Origin of the sequence: Paenibacillus sp. GCM10023250 (assembly GCF_042653205.1) — a bacterium.
GTDB lineage: Bacteria > Bacillota > Bacilli > Paenibacillales > Paenibacillaceae > Paenibacillus_Z.
Map to the genome: position 1 here is coordinate 13,436 of NZ_JBHSHY010000014.1, position 17,857 is coordinate 31,292.

15 protein-coding genes are annotated in these 17,857 nt (G+C 64.3%); 4 read left to right on the forward strand and 11 right to left on the reverse strand.

Going from position 1 to position 17,857, the window contains the following annotated elements; all coding sequences use genetic code 11:
- The first annotated feature begins 50 nt into the window (after nucleotides 1-50).
- Complete coding sequence (locus tag ACFPB1_RS13265) at nucleotides 51-230, forward strand: hypothetical protein (RefSeq protein WP_379225946.1); 180 nt, start codon at nucleotides 51-53, stop codon at nucleotides 228-230.
- Here ACFPB1_RS13265 and msrA read toward each other — a convergent pair.
- Complete coding sequence (gene msrA / locus ACFPB1_RS13270) at nucleotides 227-1,213, reverse strand: peptide-methionine (S)-S-oxide reductase MsrA (RefSeq protein ID WP_379225948.1); 987 nt, start codon at nucleotides 1,211-1,213, stop codon at nucleotides 227-229. The genes ACFPB1_RS13265 and msrA overlap by 4 nt on opposite strands.
- 258 nt (nucleotides 1,214-1,471) lie before the next feature.
- Here msrA and ACFPB1_RS13275 point away from each other — a divergent pair, with 258 nt between their 5' ends.
- A complete protein-coding gene (locus tag ACFPB1_RS13275) occupies nucleotides 1,472-1,957 on the forward strand; it encodes a C40 family peptidase (RefSeq protein ID WP_379225950.1) in 486 nt (161 codons plus the stop codon).
- 117 nt (nucleotides 1,958-2,074) lie between these two features.
- On the opposite strand, the gene ACFPB1_RS13280 is transcribed toward ACFPB1_RS13275, so the two are convergent.
- From ACFPB1_RS13280 to ACFPB1_RS13305, 6 genes are all read right to left on the reverse strand, one after another.
- Nucleotides 2,075-2,638: an NUDIX domain-containing protein gene (locus ACFPB1_RS13280; RefSeq protein WP_379225952.1), complete on the reverse strand. Its 564-nt coding sequence runs from the start codon at nucleotides 2,636-2,638 to the stop codon at nucleotides 2,075-2,077.
- A 149-nt stretch (nucleotides 2,639-2,787) separates the two neighbouring features.
- Nucleotides 2,788-4,191: an immunoglobulin-like domain-containing protein gene (locus ACFPB1_RS13285; protein WP_379225954.1), complete on the reverse strand. Its 1,404-nt coding sequence runs from the start codon at nucleotides 4,189-4,191 to the stop codon at nucleotides 2,788-2,790.
- A 219-nt stretch (nucleotides 4,192-4,410) separates the two neighbouring features.
- Nucleotides 4,411-5,070 carry a cell wall hydrolase gene (locus ACFPB1_RS13290; protein WP_379225956.1) on the reverse strand — a complete coding sequence of 220 codons (660 nt, stop codon included), beginning with the start codon at nucleotides 5,068-5,070 and terminating at the stop codon, nucleotides 4,411-4,413.
- A 129-nt stretch (nucleotides 5,071-5,199) separates the two neighbouring features.
- Nucleotides 5,200-5,886 carry a hypothetical protein gene (locus ACFPB1_RS13295; protein WP_379225959.1) on the reverse strand — a complete coding sequence of 229 codons (687 nt, stop codon included), beginning with the start codon at nucleotides 5,884-5,886 and terminating at the stop codon, nucleotides 5,200-5,202.
- On the reverse strand, nucleotides 5,883-6,776 hold the full coding sequence (locus ACFPB1_RS13300; protein WP_379225961.1) for an ABC transporter ATP-binding protein: 894 nt from the start codon (nucleotides 6,774-6,776) through the stop codon (nucleotides 5,883-5,885). The genes ACFPB1_RS13295 and ACFPB1_RS13300 overlap by 4 nt, the downstream gene beginning before the upstream one ends.
- Nucleotides 6,773-7,144 carry a GntR family transcriptional regulator gene (locus tag ACFPB1_RS13305; protein ID WP_379225963.1) on the reverse strand — a complete coding sequence of 124 codons (372 nt, stop codon included), beginning with the start codon at nucleotides 7,142-7,144 and terminating at the stop codon, nucleotides 6,773-6,775. The genes ACFPB1_RS13300 and ACFPB1_RS13305 overlap by 4 nt, the downstream gene beginning before the upstream one ends.
- 227 nt (nucleotides 7,145-7,371) lie before the next feature.
- On the opposite strand from ACFPB1_RS13305, the gene xerS reads away from it, so the two are divergent.
- A complete protein-coding gene (xerS, locus tag ACFPB1_RS13310) occupies nucleotides 7,372-8,454 on the forward strand; it encodes a tyrosine recombinase XerS (RefSeq protein WP_379225965.1) in 1,083 nt (360 codons plus the stop codon).
- Between the two features lie 289 nt (nucleotides 8,455-8,743).
- On the opposite strand, the gene ACFPB1_RS13315 is transcribed toward xerS, so the two are convergent.
- From ACFPB1_RS13315 to ACFPB1_RS13325, 3 genes are all read right to left on the reverse strand, one after another.
- Nucleotides 8,744-10,489 carry a proline--tRNA ligase gene (locus ACFPB1_RS13315; RefSeq protein ID WP_379225967.1) on the reverse strand — a complete coding sequence of 582 codons (1,746 nt, stop codon included), beginning with the start codon at nucleotides 10,487-10,489 and terminating at the stop codon, nucleotides 8,744-8,746.
- Between the two features lie 388 nt (nucleotides 10,490-10,877).
- A complete protein-coding gene (locus ACFPB1_RS13320; RefSeq protein WP_379225969.1) occupies nucleotides 10,878-11,267 on the reverse strand; it encodes an MmcQ/YjbR family DNA-binding protein in 390 nt (129 codons plus the stop codon).
- A 128-nt stretch (nucleotides 11,268-11,395) separates the two neighbouring features.
- Nucleotides 11,396-12,940: a DUF4153 domain-containing protein gene (locus ACFPB1_RS13325; protein WP_379225971.1), complete on the reverse strand. Its 1,545-nt coding sequence runs from the start codon at nucleotides 12,938-12,940 to the stop codon at nucleotides 11,396-11,398.
- Between the two features lie 136 nt (nucleotides 12,941-13,076).
- Between ACFPB1_RS13325 and ACFPB1_RS13330 the strand changes: the two genes are divergently transcribed.
- Nucleotides 13,077-15,032, forward strand: a complete 1,956-nt coding sequence (locus ACFPB1_RS13330; protein WP_379225973.1) for an ABC transporter substrate-binding protein — start codon at nucleotides 13,077-13,079, stop codon at nucleotides 15,030-15,032.
- Nucleotides 15,033-15,245: 213 nt separating this feature from the next.
- Here ACFPB1_RS13330 and ACFPB1_RS13335 read toward each other — a convergent pair whose 3' ends face one another.
- Nucleotides 15,246-17,645 carry a glycosyl hydrolase family 95 catalytic domain-containing protein gene (locus ACFPB1_RS13335; protein WP_379225975.1) on the reverse strand — a complete coding sequence of 800 codons (2,400 nt, stop codon included), beginning with the start codon at nucleotides 17,643-17,645 and terminating at the stop codon, nucleotides 15,246-15,248.
- Between the last annotated feature and the right edge of the window lie 212 nt (nucleotides 17,646-17,857).

A 17,857-nucleotide genomic window follows, 5' to 3' on the forward strand; every position in this document is an offset into this window, starting at 1 on the left:
TCGTCGGCGGATGCGGGTTCTAAGCCCCCCTCGACAAGCGGTTATTCGTTATGACGATGGGCGTGGATTGGACCGGTCATACCGGACAGCGGGTGTTCCTGTTCGGCGACAGACCGGTCAAGCACGCCATGGCGGTGCCGCTCGACCGGATAAGCCGGCGCCGCGACAGCCGGCCGATCTCCTGCGCGGCGGTCGCGGCACCCCGAACCGGCCCTGCTTCACCGAATTAAAGGCGCGACAGCAGGTGGCCGTAGCCTTCCTTCTCCATGTCAGCCTTCGGAATGAACCGCAACGACGCGGAATTGATGCAGTAACGCAGTCCGTTCGGACCGGGGCCGTCGTCGAAGACATGGCCGAGATGGGAATCCGCGTCGCGGCTGCGCACTTCCGTACGAACCATGCCGTGGGTGAGGTCGATATGCTCCTTCACGTTCGCGCCGACGATCGGCTTCGTGAAGCTCGGCCAGCCGCAGTGCGAATCGAATTTGTCCTTCGAGCTGAACAGCGGCTCGCCCGACACGATGTCCACGTAGATGCCCTCTCCGTTGAAATCCCAATATTCGCCCGTGAACGGGCGTTCCGTCCCGTTGTTCTGCGTCACCTCGAATTGGATAGGCGTCAGCTTGCTTCGGCGCGCTTCGCGGTCCTTCGGCGTGTTCCAGTGCTCGGCGATGAACGCGTCGCGTCCCGAACCTTTGCGGTACATCTTATAGCGAAGCGGATTTTTGCGATGATAGTCCTGGTGGTACTCTTCCGCCGGGTAGAAGTCCGAAGCCGGCACGATCTCCGTAACGATCGGCTTGTCGAAGCGGCCGCTCGCCTGCAGCTCTTGCTTGGAACGCTCCGCCGCGGCGCGCTGCTCTTCGCTATGATAGAAGATCGCCGTCCGGTACGACTCGCCCCGGTCGTGGAACTGCCCGCCGGCATCCGTCGGATCGATCTGCATCCAATACGTTTGCAGCAGCTTCTCGTACGGATAGACATCCGGATCGAACGTGATCTGCACGACTTCCGCGTGACCCGTCGTTTCCGTGCATACTTCCTCGTAGGACGGATTCGCCTTATGCCCGCCCATGAAGCCGGACACCACCGCATGGATGCCGGGCTGTTCGTCGAACGGCGTGACCATGCACCAGAAGCAGCCTCCCGCGAAGGTTGCTTTTTCCGATTTTTGGCCAGCGCTGCCGGCTGTATTTGCACTCATTTCGCTCATATTTTCGCACGTCCTTCCTCTTGGAACATCCTATTGGACTCCGTACGATTATCATAGCAGAGACGGTTTCGCTTTCCAAATTCCCCGTTTCGACAAGACAAGCGCGCTCCTATGAGAAATTTCTCACTTAATTCTCATAAAGTCGAATTTCGCCAAAAACACGCTTCATCTTGCTCCTCATCGGCCGAAAACCCCCTTTTTCAAGTGTGTTATAGTGTTACAAGACAACGGACACCTTGAAGAGCTGGAGGGAAAGATATGAGAGTTTCGTATAAACGCTTACTCAAAAGCATCCTTAACGTGGGCCTTTGCGCCTCGGTCGGCATCACGGCGATTGTCGCCGGAACGGCGGCTACCGCGAACGCGGCAACGGCAAAATCCAAAGAATTGATCAGCTATGGCGAAAAATACATAGGCACGCCTTACTTGTACGGCGCGGTACCGTACATGACCAACGCGTTCGACTGCTCCTCGTTCACGCAGTACGTGTTCGACAACTTCAACATTACGCTGCCTCGCACGTCGATCGACCAGTCTTTGAAGGGCAAGAAGGTTGCGAAAGGCTACCTGAGCGTGGGCGATCTCGTCTTCTTCAAGACGAACGGCTACAGCATTAGCCACGTGGCGATCTACGCCGGCGACAACAAGATTTTGCACAGCGCGAACGACGGCGTCGAAATTTCCGACATGGGCTCGAGATACTGGTCATCCAAATACGTGACCGCCCGCCGCGTGCTGAACTAACGCGCGAAGAAGCTGCCCGGTAAATGTGAAGCAGCACCCCGTTACGTGAAAAGAGCCGGACAAGCGAGGATCTCTCCTCCGCTTGCCCGGCTCTTCTTCGTTTACGCAGGCCGGCGTTTACAACCGGAACAATCCGTGTCCGTCCAGCTTGACGAGCGGCTCCCGGTCTTCGATCAAGCCCTCGCCCCCCGACTTCAGCGCCACGTCGATCAGCCAGCGCGTGAACCCGGCGACGTTCATCGTCTCGAGCTCCTCCATGCCGTAGAAGCCCGCCGCGTCCACCTCGACGCCGTCCGGTACCGGCTCGCCGCCGATGTAATCCATCGCGAAGGCGACGTACACGTTGTGGATGTTCCGCGGCAGGTCGCGCAGCGCGACGATCCCGCGGACGGACGCGTCCACGCCGGTCTCTTCCTTCACCTCGCGGACGATCGTATCGTGGATCATCTCCAGCTGCTCGATGTAGCCGCCCGGATTCGTCCAGTAGCCTTTGCCCGGCTCCTGGGCCCGCCGCACCAGCAGCACCTTGCCTTCCCGCATTACGAGCGCGCCGACGCCGATGCTGTAGTTGCCCCAGTGCACGAAGCTGCAGCCCTCCGCCGTGCAGGCTTGTCGCATCGTGCCGTCCACGTCCCGAAGCGCCAGCGGCGCTCCGCATGCCATGCAATACTTCGTTTCCATTCGCTTCACCCATTTGTCCGATTTGTCCGATCAGCTGATAATGACATCGCGACGTTACCTTTAAACTATAGCGCCATCGCCGCGCAAAGATCAACTTCAAATATCGGACGAAACCGGTTCCGGCGTTCGGCCGCCTGGCGCCGTTCGTGCTATTGCTGCTTCACGACGACGTTGAAGCTCCGCACCTCCGCCGAGCCGCCGCTGCTGACCACGGCCGTCAGCGTGACCGCCGCGTCTCCTTTGCCCCGCGCCGGGCGATAGACCGTTCCGTTCGCGGTCACCACGGACGGATTGCTGGAGTACCATGCGATCGCGCTGCCGTAGTAACCTCTCGTCGGCAATCCGAGCGCCTGGGTGACCTTCGAGGCCACGTCGCCGTTCTTATACGCAATCGCGAGATCGGCCTTGTCGGCGGCAGCCCGCTCCTGGCTCGTGAAGTCGTCCTTGACGATCAGGACGAACACCTTCACGTCGCTGGCGGAACCGCTCGTGATGATGGCCGTCAGGACGATAGCCGCGTCGCCCGCTCCGGCCGCCGGCCGGCGGAGCGTCTTGCCGTCGGCGGACAGCACGCCCGGCGAGCTGGACGTCCAGACGATCGCCGAGCCGTTCGCGCCTCTGACCGGCAAGCCGTCCAGCGGACGGGTCACGCTGCCCGCGTTGTCCGAGCCGCCGTAGTCGATCGCGAGCGCGGCTTTGTCGGCGGCGACCCGCTGCGCGTCCGGGATATTTTGCTTCACGGTTACCGTGAATACCTTCACGTCCGCGTACGCACCCGATTGGATGAAGGCGGTCAGGACGACCACGGCGTCCCCGCTGCCGTTCGCGGGCCGGTTGACGGTCTTGCCGTCGTTCGAGACGACGGCCGGCAGCGAGGAGATCCATCTCACGCTCGAGCCGTTCGGTCCCTTCGCCGGGAGCGCGTCCAGCGGACGGGTCACGCTGCCCGCGTTGTCCGAGCCGCCGTAATCGATCGCGAGCGCGGCTTTGTCCTTCGCGACGCGGTCGCTGTCGTTGAGCTGCGGATAGTCCGCCTTCACGACCACGCGGAACGTCCGGGTGGCCGTCGCGTTATGGAACCGGAGCGAGGCGGTCAGGTTCACCGCGACGTCGCCCTGCGCCGAACGGCGGACGGTCAGCCCGTCGTGCGAGATGACGTTCGGGTTGCTCGACGTCCACGCGACGGCGGAGCCGTTCTTCCCCCGGCTCGGCAGAATCACGGGCAGCGTGACGTTGGTCGCGCTATTGCCGCCGAGATACTGGATGGCGAGCGCGTCCTTGTCGGCGTTCACCTTCTTCACGTCCTGGGACGCGGCACCGGAGGCCGCGCACTGCGCCTTGAACGAGGCGATCATCGACTTGAGCAGCGAGCGCGCGCGTTCGTCTTTGGTCTTCGCGAGCACTTGATTCAGCCGGGCTGCCGCTTCGTTGCAGGCTTGCTGCTGGCGCTTGGCGTCCTTCGGGCCGCCGGAGCCGCCGCCGTGCGCGTACGCGGCCGTGCCGCCGCTTGCGAACAGCGCTAAGACGAGCATGATGATAGGCCACTTCTTCATGAACCTCTCTCCCCGCTACCTGGAATGGGCGAAGCGCGCCGGAATAACCATGGCCCGAGCGCCCGCCGTAGGGAACGATCGCCGCCGGCTGGATGTATCGTTCGTGGTTCCGTTCGTTCTCCTTATCCTCTCAAACGCGCCGAGCCGCGCGATTGTTGCAGCCGGGAGCCATAAAAAAAACCGCCCGGAGGCGGTTCACTCTGAGAGCGGTCGCGCGCGTCAGATGGCGAACACGTGGTTCCCGATCTTCGTCGTGATTTTGCGCGTCAAGATCCATTTGGACTTGGCCGTCGACGGGTTGTAGTAATACAGCGCCTTGTTCGTCGGGTCCCAGCCGCGCACGGCATCCTTCGCCGCCAGAAACGCCGTGTTGTTCGGCAGAAGCCAATACTGGCCGTCGGCGACGGCGGTGAAGGCGTACGGCTCGAAGATGACGTCCGTCACCGACTTCGGGAACTGCGGCGAGCGCAGCCGGTTCATGACCACGGCGCCGACGGCGACTTGGCCCTTATAGATCTCGCCGCGCGCCTCCGAATAGATGACCCGGGCCAGCTTCGCCAGCTCGGGCTTGTTGACGGACAGCTTCTTCAGCTTGGCCCAGGTGGCCGGCCCCGCGATCCCGTCGTGCGCCAGCCCGTTGGCGCGCTGGAAGCGGGACACCGCGTTGCGCGTCGCCATCCCGTAGGTCGTCGTGATCGTGCCTTTGAAATAACCGAGCGTCTGCAGCCGGAATTGCAGGTCGGCCACGTCGCTGCCGGTACTGCCCGGCCTCAGGACCGGCGACGCGGCTGCGGAGGCCGGTCCGCCGAAGCCGCACACCGCGCCGGCCGCGGCGACCGTGCCCGCCAGAACGGCAATCAATGCTTTCTTTCTTCTCATGAAGCTCGAATCCCCTCCAAAGCGAAAGTCAGGAAGACGATCATAGCATGCCGGAGGGGCGTTTATGCGGAATAAAGGCGATTTTTAATCAACTTAAATGTTTCTCATCCGGCCTTCGCGGCCCCCTCATCAGACAGTGCTTCTCCGAAGGAGCGCGTACCCGCCCAAAGCCAGCAGCGCGGACAGCGGAAGCAGGAGCAGCGCCAGGTTAAACGCCGAACGGCCCTGGAAGAAATCGTAGATGCCGTTCCACCATCCCCAGTAGATCGAGCCGTAGACGAGCAGCGTGCCGAGCAGCAGCCCGATAATGGAGGCCGCGTAAAGTCCCGTTTTGCCGAACCGGCGGAACATAGACGAGATGGCGAAGCCAAGCAGGTACATGAACAGCATGAGCGAGCCGAACACGACGAACTGCTGCGGCGCGTTGCCGTCGCTGACGTAAGGAAGATGGAAGAAGAACAAGTCCGTGTGCCAGCCGTCGGTCCAGGATTCGATATAAGAGAGCAGCATCAGCACGAGCGCCGACGCGGCGCTGACAGCCAGAATCATGATCAGCGTGCCCGCAAAATAATCCTTTCTGCGGACGCTCAGGCCGAGCGCGAACGGAAACGTGTGATGCACCGCCACGATGCCGCTGACCAGCATGTAGATGAAGATCGACATGAGGCCGCCGGTGACGATCTTCTCATCGTCCGCCATCAGAACGGCGATCAGCAGATTGATGGCGAAGCTGGACAGGACGATAACCCAGGGCAGATAGATCCAGGACCATTTGTCCCGCATATGCATCCTTACGATGCCTTGAACGGTATTCATGCGAACGCCTCCTTGGATTCCGGGGCGCTGCTCGTCAGATAAACGAGCAGCTGCTGAATGGTGACCGGCGAGAATTGCAGCCCGAGCTCCTCCGCGCGCCGCTGGTCGCTCGCCCCGAGCGACTCGTAGACCGTGACGGCGCGGCTGCCGCCGAGCGATTCCTGATGAATGACCCGCTTGCCGGCCGCGAACGCGTCGATCTTCGCTGCGGGACCGGTAACCGTGTACGCCCGCCCGCGCAAGGCATCGGCTTCGTCGTCGAGGAGAATCCGCCCCTTGTCGAGGACGATGACGTGCTCCAGCAGCCGGCTGACCTCGTCGATCAGATGCGTGGACAGAATGACCGTGCGCGGATGCTCCGTATAATCCTCCATGAGCCGCTCGTAAAAAATGCTCCGCGCCACGGCGTCGAGCCCGAGGTACGGCTCGTCGAAGATCGTGAGCGGCGCGCGGCTGGCCAGGCCGATGATAATGCCGACCGAGGACAGCATCCCGCGGGACAGCTTCTTCACCCGCCGCTTGAGCGGCAGGCTGAAGTCTCCCCGCAGCCGTTCGGCGTACGCCCGGTCCCAGTTCGGGAACAGCAGCGCCGCCGTTTCCAGCACGTCGACGACCCGGAACGTCTCGGGATACTTCTGGCTCTCCTTAATGAAGCAGATCTGCCGGAGCACCTTGCCGTTCTCGTACGGCTTCTCGCCGAATACCAGCAGCTCCCCGCCCGTCTCGAACAGCTGCGCGGTAATCATGTGCATGATCGTCGTCTTGCCCGCGCCGTTGCGGCCGAGCAGGCCGTAAATCTTGTTCGCCTCGACCGTGAAGCTGACGTTATCGACAGCGGTGAAGCTGCCGTAGCTCTTCGTCAGCCCCTTCGCTTCCACGACCTTGATCATACGCGGCCTCCCCTCTCGCGGATCATATCCGTCAATTGTTCTCTCGTAATGCCGAGCTTCTCCGCTTCGCGGATCATCGTCACCACGTACTGCTCGAAAAACTGCTCCCTGCGCTTCTCCGTCAGCTTCTCCTTCGCCCCGGTTGACACGAACATCCCGATCCCTCGCTTCTTGTACAGAATCTCTTGATCCACCAGCAAATTCACGCCTTTGGCGGCCGTCGCCGGATTGATGCCGTAAAACGCGGCGAACTGGTTCGTGGAAGGAACTTGCGATTCCTCCGGCAGTCCGCCCTGGAGAATGTCGTCCTCGATCCGTTCGGCGATTTGCACGAAGATGGGACGGCTGTCGTCGATTTGGTTGCCCATCGCTACACCACCATATTGGTTAATTACTCATGTAACTAACTATATAAGCAATGAGGTCCGATGTCAACACGCAGCGCCAATTTTCCGCTCGCGCCTAGTCGCGCGGCCGCTCCGGACGGCACGGTTCGGCGCTCCGCTCATACCGGCGGCGAACGGACGTTCCTTTCCAGGATTTACTTTACGCGCGCGCTGCACTACAATGAAGCTACTTGGAGGTGGACAACGGCATGAACCTGATCAAGGCGAAAGACCGGCTGGAGCTGGACCGCAGAACGCCGTCCATGCCCTGGTATATCGAGAAATTCATCAACTTTAAGCTGCCCGACCTCTCCCCTTCCTCGCTGCTGGAGTACGTCCGTGATTACGATGCCTTCCTGTCCTGGCTGCTGGCCGAAGGGCTGGCGGAAGGGCCGGCGATCCGCGACGTGAAGCTCGAGGAGCTCGAGAAGCTGCACATGGACAGCATCGACGCGTTCCGGATGTTTCTGATGACGCGCGCCGAGCAGAGCAACAGCCGGACCACGATCTCGCGCAAGCTCAGCTCGCTGCGGTCGCTGTTTCATTATTTGAGCCAGATCGCGGAGGACGAGAACTTCTATCCGCTTCTGAAGCGGAACGTCATGGCGAAGGTGTCGATCAAGCGCACGGCGAAGCCGAAGGACACCGCTGCCAAGCTGGAGGGCAAGCTGCTGCAGGAGCGGGAGATCGACGAGTTCATCCGCTACATCAACGAGGATTACGGCATGGAGATCGCCGATAACAAGCAGGCGCTCTACGCCTATACGAACAACCGCGCGCGCGATACCTCCATCGTCAGCCTCATCTTGAATTCCGGGCTGCGGGTATCGGAGCTGTACAATATGAACGTCGACGATCTCGATCTGAAGAAGCGGCTGCTCTACGTCTACCGCAAAGGGAAGAACGACGACACGTTCAAGACGCCGGTCTACTTCCGCCAGGAGGCGCTGCGCGACCTGCAGCACTACTTGTCCCGGCGGGAATCGCAATACAAGGCGCCCAAGCGGGAGAAGGCGCTCTTCCTGGCGCTGCCGAACGGCAAGCGCGAAGGCTCGCGGATGACGAAGCGGGCCATCCAGGAGATGGTCATCAAGTACGCCAAACGGTTCGGCAAGCCGTACTTGTCCGTGCACAAGCTGCGGCATTCGTTCGCGACGGATTATTACTTGCGCAACGACCTGTACAAGACGCAGGAGCAGCTCGGCCACGCGTCGCCGGAGACGACGCAGATCTACGCGCATCTAACGGACAAAACGATGGCGGAAGCGATCGACCGGCCGAAGGAAGCGTAGCTGGGCGATTGGTCTTCCGCGCGCAAAAAGCCTCGGACCCAAGGGTCCGAGGCTTTTTGCCGTTGTCCGCTGTCCGGCTGCGCCGGCGCGGACAGAAGACGGTACCGTCCGCGTCGTAGATCAGGTGACTCTGCCCGAGGTTCGGCACGTGCTTGCCGCGGATTTCCTCCCGCAGGCGTCCGAGCAGTTCCCCGGCGACCGCGCCGACCAGCTCATCCGGCCGTTGAATTCTCGCGAAGGCCATACAGCGTGACGTGAAACGGCGTTTCGACCTTGCTCCATACCAGGCTCATCCTTCGATTCTCCTTTGTTTCTCCTCCAGCCACCGTTTGACCGCGGCCGGAACGTCCGCCAGTGCCAGGCGCTCGGCAGGTCCGCTGCCTCCACGCTCTTTCCATTCGACCTCGCCCTCGGCGGCTCCTTTGCCGACGACGATCCGAATCGGGATGCCGATCAGGTCGGCGTCCTTCAGCTTCACGCCGAACCGCTCGGCGCGGTCGTCGAGCAGCGTCTCGACGCCTGCGGCCCGCAGTTCCCCGTACAGCCGCTCCGCAGCCTCCGTCTGCGCCTCGTCCTTGTCCGAGACCGGCACGATATGGACGTGGAACGGCGCCAATCCCGCCGGCCAGACCATGCCGTGCTCGTCGTGATGCTGCTCGATCGCCGCCGACAGCAGCCGCGTGACGCCGATGCCGTAGCAGCCCATGATGACGGGACGCAGCTCGCCGCCGGCGTCCGCGATCTTGGCGCCGAGCTTCTCGCTGTATTTGGTCCCGAGCTTGAACACGTGGCCGATCTCGATGCCGCGGATGATGCGCAGCTCCCCGTCCGCGCAGCTCGGGCAAGCCTCGCCCTCGGCTGCGTTGCGGAAATCCCCGGTCGCCGCGAGCGGGAAATCCCTGCCCGGCACGACGTGCCGGAGATGGTAATCCGTCTCGTTCGCGCCGGCGACGCCCTGCCGCATCGCGGCGACCTCGTCGTCCGCGAGCAGCGGGACGGATAGACCGACCGGCCCGGCGAAGCCCGTCGCCGCTCCCGTGATCGCGCTCACGGCGGCGCTATCCGCCAGCTCCAGGTCCAGCACGCCGAGAGCGTTCTTCAGCTTCGTCTCGTTCACGGTGCGGTCGCCGCGGATGAGCACGGCGACGGGCTTGCCGTCCGCGACATAGAGCAGCGTCTTGATCAGTTCGTCTTCGCTTAGGCCGAGCCCCGTCGCGAGCTCATCGATGGATCGCAGCCCCGGCGTATGGAAGCGCTCGGCCGCCGGAACGTCCGCTGTAGCAGAGGCTCCGCCGGCATCGCGCGCGGCAGGCATGCGCCCGGCCGCCTTCTCGAGGTTGGCGGCATAGCCGCAATGGCCGCAAGTGACGACGTCGTCTTCGCCGGAGTCCGCGATCGCCATGAATTCGTGCGTGCCGCCCTCGCCTCCGATGGCGCCCGGATCCGCCTCGACCGCCAGGTAACGGATGCCGCAGCGTTCGAAAATCCGCCCGTACGCCGCGTACATATCTCGGTAAGCGGCATCGAGGCTTTCCCAATCGGCCGAGAACGAATAGGCATCCTTCATGACGAATTCCCGGCATCGCAGCAGACCGAACCGCGGCCGGCGCTCGTCGCGGAACTTCGTCTGGATCTGGAACAACGTCACCGGCAGCTTGCGGTATGTGCCGATTTCCTGCCCGACGAGCGCGGTCACGACCTCCTCGTGCGTCGGCCCAAGCACGAACTCCCGCTCGCCGCGGTCGCGCAGCCGCACCAGCTCCGGCCCGTACACCTCGTACCGGCCGGACTCCCGCCACAGCTCGGCGGGCTGCAGCGCGGGAAGCAGCACCTCTTGGGCGCCCGCCCGTTCCATCTCCTCGCGGACGATGCGCTCCGCGTTGCGCAGCACGCGGCGTCCGAGCGGCAGGAACGAATAGACGCCGGCGGAGAGCTGGCGGATGAACCCGCCCTTGACGAGCCATTGATGGCTGACCGCCTCCGCGTCGGCCGGTACCTCCCGCATCGTCGGAATGAACGCTGATTGTTGCCGCATGAACATTACCCCCTTGATTGGTTCTCGGCACACACGGAGCCGATATGATGGTTATTGACTTCGACGCTATTGCAATCATGCCAAAAAACGCGCACCCGTTCCCGGTTAAGGGACGAGTGCGCGCTCGTGGTACCACCCCAAATTCCGCCGCGCGGCGCATGGCCGAGCGGCGCTCTGGATCGGATAACGGGAAGAGCCCGGCTGCAAATACTGTCTTCCTTGCAGCAACTACAAGGCGGGGCGCGATCCGCGGCCGCGGGGAGCTTCTCAGCCGGCGGGCTCCCTCTCTGAACGCGGCTAGTGCGGATCGGCATGTCCTTGATGACGGTCGTTCGATGATTGGTTTTTACGTTACAGCAATCCCGGCTCCCGTGTCAAGCGATGGCCGCTAGCTGTCTCTGTCCGCACCCTCGGTCAATGCTTTCACGTATTTCTTCGGCGCCCGATGCCGGTAAGCTTCGCCGATCACGGCGGCGATTTCGCCCCACTCCGCCCCGCGGTCCAGACGAACGCCGACCCAGCCGCGCGGTCCGACGTATGCCGGCACATAGTACAGCTCCGGATTGCCCGCGACGAGCAGCTGCTGCATTCCCGGCGGTACGGCGCACCATAAGCCGACGATGCCGTCGCCGTGATGATCGTTCCGGTAGTGGACGAACGCCTTCTTACCGTCGACGAAGAAGCCGGGCGACCCGTGGCTCTCCCGTTCGATCGTGCCCGGAAGCGACAGGCAGTACGCCCTCGTATCCGACAAAAACGGCTCACGTTCGACAATCATGGCATGACTCCTTTCGATCAATTACGTTCCGGATCGCGCGCTTGCGAGTTCTGCCGAGACGTGTCGGCCTCGATGGCGAACGGCGTCGGCCAAGACCGGCAAAGCTTGCGCCGGCGGCGTCTCCGCCGTCAGCGCAGCTCCCGCAGCGCCCGGGACTTCGACCGGTTCCACGCCGGCCAGCCGCCCGAGCCTTCCGATCGCTCGCGGATGCTCGCGAAGACGACCTCAAGCCCTTCCACGCCTTCCGGGTGGCGGTCCCGCAGCTGAAGCAGCGGCGGCACGGCGTCCGCGGACAGCGTCATCATATAGGCCATGTCGATGTTCCCGCTCGCCTCGTACCGTTCGGCGTTCTTTGCCGCGATCATTCTGTCCAGATTAGCATAGTTGAACGCGACGTACGCCGCAAGTCCGATCGCGATATACGATTTCGCGAGCGGGAACCGGTCGCGCCAGATGCGGATCAGCGATACGGCCAGAACGAAGCAGAGAATGATCATGAAGCCGTGCACGAGCAGCCGGGTGCGGGTAAAGCCGTAGGCGTCCTCGTACAGCGAGAGCCGGCTGAACGCCGAGACGAGCATGACGACGGTGAAGCCGACGAGCAGGCTGAGCGACAGCCGGCGCGCGCGGCGCTCGAGCGGGCTGCCCTGCCTCACGGCATGCAGGCCGCCGAGCAGGAGCAGCAGGTTGATGACCGCGACCGCCACCAGCTGGGCAAAACCCTGCCGCGCGTAATCGGCATACGCCGCGCCGTCCGGGAGCAGTCCGTTCGCCGCGCCGAACAGGTACGAGAACTGAATGGCTGCGAAGACGAGATACACGGCGTTGAAGCTGATCAGCAGCGTGTTCGCCGTCAGCGGATCGAACCCGAACGGTTCGCGCTTCTCCGCAGCACCGGACGTCTCCGTCTCCGCCTCGAGCCACAGGGTTCGTTTGAGTTCCGCGGCCTGCGGGTCGCTCCGATTAAACAGCAACGCCCACAAGTAGCAAAACGCATAGAGCGCGAACCAGGCGCCGACGATGATTCGGGCGGCGCCCTCGAACGCATCCGCCCGAAGGAGCAGGCTTGGCACGCGCCAGATGAGATCGCCGAAGATCTGGTCGGCGGTGGCGAGCAGGACGGTGACGACGAGCAGCGGCGGCGCCGCAAGCAGCAGGCCGATCGCGATCCGGCGCGCCTTGCCGGCCGTGCGGCGGCCGCCTCCCTCCGGCTTCGGCATCAGCCGGTTCGCAAGCAGGCCGAACGGCACCGCCACGTAGGCGAACGGCTGGACGAGCGCCAGCGTCAGCACGTCGCCGTAGAAGCGGGGGCGGAACCACGGCTTGTCGCTGTTGCGCGTCAGCAGCACGGTTTGGGCGGCGATGAGCGCCGGAAGGATGAACAGGTTGAGCGTCCGGAAATCGTCGTCCGCGAAGAGTGCGAACGTCAGCGACAGCAGCCCGACGGGCAGGGTCAGCAGCCAGCCGGATTTGGTCTGGCCGCGCCACCGCTCGAACCCGCCGATCCGCCCGCGGACCGCATAGAAGAACAAGCCGTAGAACGCGGCGACGAATATCGGGACGGAGACGTTGAAGCCGTTCCCGACGAATACGTATTGACTGAGAATACCGAACAGCAGCGCCAGTAAGGCGAGGTTGTCGTACCGCCGCTGCCACGGGGCCGGGTGACGCATCGTATCACGCTCCGATTAATGCGCCGTAGTAGCGCGAATATCTTGCTTCCATTTATTGTAGCCGATAAAATAAGAACAAAAAGTGAAAGATATTTTTTCGGCTTTTCCTATTTTGACGGAGACGGAGGCGGACGGGATGAAAATCAGGCGGCACTACTTGTCGCTGCGCAAGCTGTATCCGCAGGTCCGCGAGCGGGAGCCGCTCGAGGTGACGACGCGGGAGCTGGCGGAGGCGCTCGACTGCACGCACCGCAACATGGTGCTGCTGCTGCGGCGCATGCAGCGCGAAGGCTGGCTCGGCTGGGAGCCGAAGCGCGGGCGCGGCAACCGCTCCGTCCTGCGGTTTCTGGCCGCCAAAGATGAGCTGATCCTCGCGGAAGCGCGGGAAATCGCGGAACGGCAGGACCTGGCCCGCGCCGCCGCCTACCTCGGCGAAGAGGACGATGCCGCCGGCGGGCTGCGCGTCCGGTTCCAGGATTGGCTGTCGGGCCGGTTCGGCTTCCGGTCCGAGGTGCGGGGCGAGCGCCGGCTCGATCTGCTGCGTTTCCCGCTGCCCCAGCGCATCGATTCGCTGGATCCCGCGGCGATGCATTTTGCCGGCGAATCGCATCTCGTCAACCAGCTGTTCGACGGGCTTGTCCGCATGAGCCCCGGCGGGACGGAGCCGCTGCCGCATCTGGCCCATGCCTGGGAGACGGACGAGGCTCGGCGCTCGTGGACGTTCTACCTGCGCAAGGGCGTCCTGTTCCATAACGGCCGGGAGCTGACCGCCGCGGATGTGAAGTTCACCTTCGAGCGGCTTCTGCGGCTGGCGCCGAAAGGGCTGTTCAGCTGGGTGTACCGGGATATCGAAGCAATCGAAACGCCGGACGACCGGACCGTCGCCTTCCGCCTGCGGTCGCCGAACGAACTGTTCCTGCCCTTTCTGACGACGAACCGCGCATCGATCGTGCCGGCCCTTCCCGAGCTGGAGAGCGGCGCGTTGTTCGGGCTGTACCCCGTCGGGACCGGACCTTTCCGGCTCGCCGGAAGCAGTCACGGCATCTTCACGCTGGAGGCGTTCGCGCCGTATTTTCAAGGCCGGGGCTTCCTGGATATCGTGGAGGTGTGGAGCGAGCCCGAGCGGCTTGCTTCTGCCGGAGACGGCGCGGGCGCGGATAGCCCGGACGAGGATGGCGCGCGAAGGAATGGCGTGAAGGACGAGTCGGCCGGAAATGACGGAGCTGACGCGGATGGCACCGAAGCGCCCGCCTTTCAGGTCATGCACAACGTGAGGCTGACGGGACCGGCCGCCGAGCGGCTCCAGCAGGTCAGGCAATCCGGCATGACGTGTAAATTTCTGACCGTCAACGAGCTGCGCGACGGTCCGCTGCGCGATCCCGCCGCCCGGGCGGCGCTCGACGCGGCGCTCGACCGGACGCGGCTGATCGAACGGCTGTCCGGCGACGTCATCGAAGCCGCGGACAGCTTCTGGCCCGAGACGGCCGCGGACGGCGGCGCAGGCGGCCGGGTTGGCATAGGTAGCGCCCCTGTCAATACGGCGGCTTTCGTAACGATGCCTCCTTCTCCGCTCGCGGCCGCGGATGGCGCCGGCGCCCCGATCGTGCTCGCCACGATTCCGCAGTATCGTAACGACGCCGAGCTCGTACGGGACGAACTCTTGACGGCAGGCATCCGGGTGACCCTCGAGCTGATTCCCGCCGAGCTGTTCAAAGGGGAGTCGCGTTTAAGGGCGGACCTGCTGCTCTTCGCCGTGATGCTCGACGAGCACCGCGAGCTGCGGCTCATCGAGCTGTTCAAGAGCATGCTGCACCATCTGCTGCCGGGAACCGGACAGGACTTGGAGCGCCGTATCGGCGAGCTGATGACCTTTCGGGACGGAGAACGGCGCAACGCGGCGCTCCGGTCCATCGAAGCGGAGCTGCGTGAGTCGCGGCGCTTGTTGTTCCTCTACCGCAAACATCTGAAAACCGCCTTCCATCCGTCGGTCCGCGGCATCTCGCTGGATTCGCTGGGATGGGTGCGCTTTCGCGACCTGTGGTTTAAGCCGGAAGAACTGCCCGGAGGCCGACAAGAGCCTGAGGCGGAGTAAGCGGGAACGAACGCGGCGCAGCGACAAATCCGCCGAGGCTGCGCACCATGTAGGCGTTCCCGTCACCCCCTGCCCCATCCAAGCCTCGCGGCAACAAAAAACCGCCCCATCAGCCAACGGCTAACGGGGCGGTCCCCTCCTTCAACAACCCGCGCGGCGCATCCGCCGGCCTGCGGCCAAGCGTCGCGGGCCAGCGCCCGTGCGACCGCGCGCCTACGCCCGCGCGATCTTGTACCGGCCGCCGGCTTCCGTCCGGAACCGGATGCGGCCGCCTTCGAGCCGCTCGACCTCAACCGGCGCCGCGGCGCCGCCCGGCGTCACGGCCGCCACCGCGACCGGGCCGTCCGCCGCCAGCACGCACGCTTCGCCGGCGTGCGAGAGCAGCTCGGCCTCAGTCAGCTTGCCGTCCGACCAGCGCAGGCTGACCTCGAAGCCGCCGCGGGCGCGAAGACCCGATGCCCGGCCTTCCGGCCAGGCCGACGGCAGCGCGGGGAGCAGCCGAACCTCATTCAGATGCGATTGCAGCAGCATCTCGGCGATGCCGGCGCTGGCCGCGAAATTGCCGTCGATCTGGAACGGCGGATGCGCGTCGAACAGATTCGGGTAGACGCCGCCTTTATGGTAGTTGTCCGGCTCGTCCTCGCGCACGATCTTCAGCAGGTTGTCGAGCAGGCCGAGCGCGCGGTCGCCGTCGCCGAAGCGCGCCCAGAGCGACACTTTCCAGCCGAGGCTCCAGCCGGTGCCTTCGTCGCCGCGGCGCTCGAGCGACGTCTTCGCCGCCGCGAACAGCTCGGGCGTCGCGTCCGCCGTCAGCTGGCGGCCCGGGTAGACGCCGAACAGATGCGAGACGTGGCGATGGTGCACGTCCTCGTCCTCGTAGTCGCCGCTCGCCCATTCCTGCAGCTGCCCGTGCCGGCCGACGGCGAGCGGCAGCAGCCGTTCGCGCGCGGCGGCGAGCTCCGCCGCGAACGCCTCGTCCTCGCCGAGCGTCTCCGACGCCTCGATCAGGTTCGTGAACAAGTCCCAGATCAGCTCGAGGTCCATGGACGACGCGCTCGTCACGCCGGCCAGCCCGTCCGCGGTGCGGAACTTATGCTCCGGCGACGTCGACGGCATCGTGATCAGCCGGCCCTGGCCGTCGTCGACCAGCCAGTCGAGGCAGAAGAGCGCGGCTTCCTTCATGACGGGATACGCCTGCTCCCGCAGGAACGTCTTGTCCCGGCCAAACGCGTAGTGCTCCCACAGATGCTGGCACAGCCAGATGCCGCCCATCGGCCAGTTGACCCATATTGCGTCGCCGTTGCCGAAATCGCCGACCGGATCGGTATGCGCCCACAGGTCGGTATTGTGATGCGCCGTCCAGCCGCGCGTGCCGTAGTTGACGGACGCGGTCCGCTTCCCTCGCTCCGCCAGCTCCCCGATGAAGCCGAGCAGCGGCTCGTGGCATTCCGCCAGATTGCAGCTCTCGACCGGCCAGTAATTCATCTGCGTATTGATGTTGATCGTATAATTGCTGCTCCACGGCGCCCGCGTTTCCTTGTTCCAGATGCCCTGCAAATTCGTCGGCCGCGTGCCGGGACGCGAGCTCGCGATCGTCAGGTAGCGCCCGTAGTGGAAGATCAGCTCCGCCAGGCCTGGGTCCTTCGCCCCGTAAGCCGCGACCCGCGCGTCCGTGTCCATCGTATCCGGCGCCGCCGAAGGGCCGAGCTCCAGCTCGACGCGGTCGTACAGCGCGCGGTAATCCTCGACGTGGCGGGCGCGGAGCGTCTCGTACGGCAGCGCCGCCGCCGCTTCCAGCGCGGCCGCCGCGATCGGTCCCGGCTCCCGGCCTTCGCTGCGCGGCATCCGGTCGAAGCCGTTGAAGCTCGTCGCCGCGCTCCAATACAACACGGCCGCCGTGGCGCCGATGACGTGCAGGCCGTCGCCGTCGACCCAGGAGAAGCCGTCGCCGTCCTCGACCTTGACCGTCAGTCCGCCCTCGAACGAGATCGCCTCCGACGTGTACGGGTCGCCGTACACGAGCGGCTCGTCCACCGGGTAATAGCTCGGAGCCGCATACTCCGGCGCGACGCCGTGCATGACGTACCGCCCGTCGGCCGCGAACGTCTTGTAGCGCAGCGGGCTGTCCAGGCGGGCGTGGAAGCTGAGCTTCCCGGCCTGGCTCGCCTGCAGGCGCAGCGCGATGACGCCGTCCGGATGCGAAGCGAACAGCTCCCGCATGTAGACGACGCCGCCAATCTTATACGTCACGGTTGTAACCGCTTCCGTCAAATCCAGCGAACGCGCATAGCCGGAGTGAACGCTGCCGTGCTCGAATGTCAGCCGCAGATGGCCGAGCGGCATGTACGCCTGCGTGTACGGGCCCATCATCTCCTTGCAGAGCAAGTCCGCCTCGACGAACCGCTTCTCCAGGATCAGCCGGCGCACCTGCGGCAGTACTTCCTTCGCGCGCGGGTTGCTGCCGTCGGACGGATGGCCCGACCATAGCGTATCCTCGTTCAGTTGAATCTCTTCGCTCTCCACGCCGCCGTAGACCATGGCGCCGAGCCGGCCGTTCCCGACCGGCAGCGCTTCCGTCCATACGCGCGCGGGTCTGCCGTAGTTCAGTTTCATATCGACACGCCCTTCCCCACTCATACTGGATGCATAGTCCAATGTAGCGCGCCGGGACGAAGCCCGTCAAGCGCTAGCCTGGCCGCGGCCGCGGCGGAGCGGGTCCGGCGCGCCCGCCATGCCCCCGCCCCGCCTCATTTCCGCGACAAAAAAACCGCTTCGCGGAACGGGCCGACGCCCGTTCGCGCAAAGCGGATTTAACAACGTACGTT

Coding starts and splice junctions, on each gene's coding strand:
- ACFPB1_RS13265 (WP_379225946.1), top strand. CDS start 51: ATGACGATGGGCGTGGATTGGACCGGTCATACCGGACAGCGGGTGTTC.
- msrA (WP_379225948.1), bottom strand. CDS start 1,213: ATGAGCGAAATGAGTGCAAATACAGCCGGCAGCGCTGGCCAAAAATCG.
- ACFPB1_RS13275 (WP_379225950.1), top strand. CDS start 1,472: ATGAGAGTTTCGTATAAACGCTTACTCAAAAGCATCCTTAACGTGGGC.
- ACFPB1_RS13280 (WP_379225952.1), bottom strand. CDS start 2,638: ATGGAAACGAAGTATTGCATGGCATGCGGAGCGCCGCTGGCGCTTCGG.
- ACFPB1_RS13285 (WP_379225954.1), bottom strand. CDS start 4,191: ATGAAGAAGTGGCCTATCATCATGCTCGTCTTAGCGCTGTTCGCAAGC.
- ACFPB1_RS13290 (WP_379225956.1), bottom strand. CDS start 5,070: ATGAGAAGAAAGAAAGCATTGATTGCCGTTCTGGCGGGCACGGTCGCC.
- ACFPB1_RS13295 (WP_379225959.1), bottom strand. CDS start 5,886: ATGAATACCGTTCAAGGCATCGTAAGGATGCATATGCGGGACAAATGG.
- ACFPB1_RS13300 (WP_379225961.1), bottom strand. CDS start 6,776: ATGATCAAGGTCGTGGAAGCGAAGGGGCTGACGAAGAGCTACGGCAGC.
- ACFPB1_RS13305 (WP_379225963.1), bottom strand. CDS start 7,144: ATGGGCAACCAAATCGACGACAGCCGTCCCATCTTCGTGCAAATCGCC.
- xerS (WP_379225965.1), top strand. CDS start 7,372: ATGAACCTGATCAAGGCGAAAGACCGGCTGGAGCTGGACCGCAGAACG.
- ACFPB1_RS13315 (WP_379225967.1), bottom strand. CDS start 10,489: ATGCGGCAACAATCAGCGTTCATTCCGACGATGCGGGAGGTACCGGCC.
- ACFPB1_RS13320 (WP_379225969.1), bottom strand. CDS start 11,267: ATGATTGTCGAACGTGAGCCGTTTTTGTCGGATACGAGGGCGTACTGC.
- ACFPB1_RS13325 (WP_379225971.1), bottom strand. CDS start 12,940: ATGCGTCACCCGGCCCCGTGGCAGCGGCGGTACGACAACCTCGCCTTA.
- ACFPB1_RS13330 (WP_379225973.1), top strand. CDS start 13,077: ATGAAAATCAGGCGGCACTACTTGTCGCTGCGCAAGCTGTATCCGCAG.
- ACFPB1_RS13335 (WP_379225975.1), bottom strand. CDS start 17,645: ATGAAACTGAACTACGGCAGACCCGCGCGCGTATGGACGGAAGCGCTG.